This window comes from Burkholderia sp. HMSC10F09 (genome assembly GCF_001806955.1).
GTDB classification, from domain to species: Bacteria; Pseudomonadota; Gammaproteobacteria; order Burkholderiales; family Burkholderiaceae; genus Burkholderia; species Burkholderia multivorans.
Genome location: NZ_KV786561.1, coordinates 1 through 3,559, shown reverse-complemented (window position 1 = coordinate 3,559; position 3,559 = coordinate 1). Strand labels below are relative to the sequence as shown.

Genomic DNA, 3,559 nt, shown 5'->3' with positions numbered 1-3,559 from the left:
CCGCCGCCGTAGCTGCGGCCGTGACCGCCGTGGCCACCGCCGCCCGGCTTGCCGCCGAAACGTCGACCGCCGTTACCGCCGCCCGGGCGGCCGCGGCCGTTGCCGCGATCGTTGCGCGGCGGCGTCTTGCGTGGCTCGAAGCCTTCGATCACGTTGACCGGCAGCGGCGAACGCACGAAGCGCTCGATGCGCTTGAGCGCACCTTGCTCCGCGTGATGCACGAGGCTCACCGCGATACCCGAACGGCCCGCGCGGCCCGTGCGGCCGATCCGGTGCACGTAGTCTTCCGCGAACTTCGGCAGATCGTAGTTGAACACGTGCGTGATGCCCGGAATGTCGATGCCGCGGGCCGCGACGTCGGTCGCGACCAGCACGCGCACGCGGCGCTCGCGCAGCGCACGGATCGTGCGGTTACGTGCGCCCTGCGGCAGGTCGCCGTGCAGCGCGGCCGACTGGAAGCCGGCGTCGGCGAGGCGGCCGGCCAGCTGATCGGCGTCGATCTTGGTCGCCGTGAAGATGATCGCCTGGTCGAGCGCGGCGTCGCGCAGCAGGTGATCGAGCAGGCGATCCTTGTGGTCGCGATCGTCGACGTAGTGGACCGTCTGCGCGATGTTCGCGCGCGATTCGAGGCGCTGCTGGATCTCGATGCGCTCCGGATCCTTCAGCAGGCGGCTCGTCAGCGAACCGATCTTGCCGTCGAGCGTGGCCGAGAACAGCATCGTCTGGCGCGACTCGGGCGTTGCCTCGACGATCGTTTCGATGTCTTCGATGAAGCCCATGTCGAGCATGCGGTCGGCTTCGTCGAGCACGAGCATCTTCAGCTCGGACAGGTCGATGCGGCCGCGCTCGAGGTGGTCGAGCAGGCGGCCCGGCGTCGCGACCAGGATTTCCGGGTTCTTCGCGAGCAGCATCAGCTGCTGGCCGTAGGCAACGCCGCCGAGGATGCTGACCGTGCGCAGGCGCTTCAGGTGCTTGCCGTACGTCGATGCGGCGGTCGTCACCTGCATCGCGAGTTCGCGGGTCGGCGTCAGCACGAGCAGGCCCGGGCGCGCGACGGGTTGCGGACGGCGCGCGCGGCGCTCGCCCTGGTTCGCTTCGCGCGGCGCGCGCGGTTGCTGCGCCTGCGCTTTCTGGAGCTGCGCGAAACGCTCGATCGCAGGCAGCATGAAGGCGGCCGTCTTGCCCGAACCGGTCGGGCTCGACACCAGCAGGTCGCGGCCGGCGATGCCGGCCGGAATCGCGCGCTGCTGAACCGGCGTCGGCTTCACGTAGCCGGCGGCCTGCAGCGCGGAGACGATCTCCGGCGACAGCCCGAGCGACGCGAAGCTCGGTTCGTCGGCGGCCGGTGCGGCGGCGTCGAGACCGAGCGCCTGGTCGGCGATCGCGTTGAGCGGGCTGGAGTTGATGCTCGAAGTCATAACAATCCTTGAAACACAGTGGGTGAAACGTCGGCGCCAATCGCGCATACCCAAGTCGTCGGATTCAGCGAGCAAATCGGGAAACGGGTGCAATCCGCCGAATGGACGGCGGACGAGGCATTAGAAGCTGTTTTGGGTGCGGCGCGCTGCAGGAGCGGGACCGCCAGCCTGATAAGTGACGACCGCAAGGGCCGAAGCAGGAGGGGACAGGTTCTAAACCGGATTGGAGCTTAACGCTACGTGGCGTCCGGCCGGAGCGGCCTACAGGCCGAGCGCGGAAGTGACGCAGCCAGCATTGTAACGAATTTTGCTGCGCTGCGCCACCGGTTTGAAGGCCGAGGTCCGGCGATCAGGAAGCGGTGCCGTTCTTCAGCGATTCGACGAGTTCGATGTACTGCTGCTTCGCGGTGTCCTGCGGCGTGCCTTTCAACGCTTCCCACGCGTCGTACTTGTATTTGCCGACGATGTCCGTGAAGCCCGGCTTGTCGCCGTGGACGTCGCCGTCGGTCGCCTGCTTGAACAGCGCGTACAGGCGCAGCAGCGTCAGATTGCCGGGCCGCTCGGTCAGTTGCTTCACGTCGATCTGGGCCTGATCGAATCGGGCGGTGAGGTCGCTCATCGGGTGTCTCCGTAAGGGTTTCGAGTCGGCCGATCTTAACAAGCGGGCCGTCGCGCAGGGTCGAGCGATCCTTCCAAACCGCCGCCGGCGCCGCCGGCGCGCGAAGATCGGCCGCGATCGCCCGTCAGGGCGGGGCGCCGCATTACAATGTCGGCCATGACGCAAACAGTGCTCCTCGCCATCGATACGTCGACCGAATACTGCTCGGTCGCGCTGCTGCGCTCGGCCCCGGCCGATGCGGCCGTTTCTTCCCCGCAAACCTGGTTCCGTCACGAGATGACGGGCGCCGTGTCGAGCACGCGCGTGCTGCCGGCGCTCCAGGAACTCTTCGCCGAATCCGGCCTTACGCTCGCCGACTGCGACGCGATCGCGTTCGGCGCCGGCCCCGGCTCGTTTACGGGCCTGCGCACCGCCACCGGCATTGCACAGGGCCTCGCGTTCGGTCGCGGGCTGCCCGTCGTGCCGATCGGCACGCTGCTCGCGTGCGCGGAGCACGCGCGGCTGCGCGCGCCCGGCACGACGCGCGTGCTGGCGGCGCTCGACGCGCGGATGGACGAAGCGTACTGGGCCGACTTCGCCTGGGACGACGAGGCGCACGACTGGCGCACACTGCATCCGGCGTCGCTCGACGCGCCGGCGGCGGTCGGCGTGCCCGATGCGCCGTTTACGCTCGCCGGCAACGCGGCCGCCGCATTCGGCGCGCAGCTGCCCGCGGCCGCGCGCGCGACGACGATCGACGGCGAAGCGCTGCCGCATGCGCTCGCGGTCGCGCATGCGGCGCTGCGTGCGTTCCGCGCAGGGCGTGTCGTGCCGGCCGATCAGGCTGCGCCGGAATACGTGCGCGACAAGGTCGCGCAGACGACGGCCGAGCGGATCGCGGCACGCGCAGCGCGCACGGACGGGGCGCAGGGATGACGGGCGTCCTGCTGAGCGACCGTTATCTGTCGCCGATGACGGATGCCGATCTCGACGAAGTCGTCGCGATCGAGCAGGCCGCGTACGAATTCCCGTGGAGCCGCGGCAACTTCGAGGATTCGCTGCGCAACGGCTATTTCGGCGTGTGCCTGCGTCACGTGACGGGCACGCTCGTCGGCTATTGCGTGCTGATGCCCGTCATCGACGAGATGCATCTGCTGAACCTCTGCGTCGCGCCCGCCGCGCAGCGCTCGGGCGCCGGTCTCGCGCTGCTGCGCGAAGCCGTGCGCATTGCACGCGCCGAACGGCTCGACGGCGTGCTGCTCGAAGTGCGGCCGTCGAATCCGCGCGCGATCCAGCTGTACGAGCGTTTCGGCTTCGTGACGATCGGCCGGCGCAAGAACTACTATCCGGCGCGGCATCGCAGCCGGGAGGACGCGATCGTGATGCGTCTGACGCTGAACAACGACGGAGGCGCGCATGGCGTGGGCTGAAGCGGCGCTCGAGGAGATGGGCCTCGCGCAGATCTGGGTACGGCGCGGCCAGCGCGCGAGCGGCTCGGCGGCCGGCGACGGTGCCGTCGCGGCGCAGTCGGAAGCCGCCGGCG

The 3,559-nt window shown here is 69.5% G+C and carries 4 protein-coding genes and 1 pseudogene; 3 read left to right on the top strand and 2 right to left on the bottom strand.

Annotated features, from left to right (window positions below; genetic code table 11):
• On the bottom strand, nucleotides 1-1,418 hold a 1,418-nt coding region (locus HMPREF3115_RS04835; RefSeq protein WP_070553568.1), incomplete at its 3' end, for a DEAD/DEAH box helicase.
• 349 nt (nucleotides 1,419-1,767) lie between these two features.
• Nucleotides 1,768-2,037: an acyl-CoA-binding protein gene (locus tag HMPREF3115_RS04830; protein WP_006402618.1), complete on the bottom strand. Its 270-nt coding sequence runs from the start codon at nucleotides 2,035-2,037 to the stop codon at nucleotides 1,768-1,770.
• 147 nt (nucleotides 2,038-2,184) lie between these two features.
• Here HMPREF3115_RS04830 and tsaB point away from each other — a divergent pair, with 147 nt between their 5' ends.
• The 3 genes and pseudogenes from tsaB to HMPREF3115_RS32210 form a co-directional block, all read left to right on the top strand.
• On the top strand, nucleotides 2,185-2,952 hold the full coding sequence (gene tsaB, locus HMPREF3115_RS04825; protein ID WP_035488280.1) for a tRNA (adenosine(37)-N6)-threonylcarbamoyltransferase complex dimerization subunit type 1 TsaB: 768 nt from the start codon (nucleotides 2,185-2,187) through the stop codon (nucleotides 2,950-2,952).
• Complete coding sequence (gene rimI / locus HMPREF3115_RS04820) at nucleotides 2,949-3,446, top strand: ribosomal protein S18-alanine N-acetyltransferase (protein WP_006407728.1); 498 nt, start codon at nucleotides 2,949-2,951, stop codon at nucleotides 3,444-3,446. The genes tsaB and rimI overlap by 4 nt, the downstream gene beginning before the upstream one ends.
• Nucleotides 3,433-3,559: pseudogene (locus HMPREF3115_RS32210) on the top strand (uracil-DNA glycosylase); the annotation flags it as partial. The gene rimI and the pseudogene HMPREF3115_RS32210, both read left to right, overlap by 14 nt.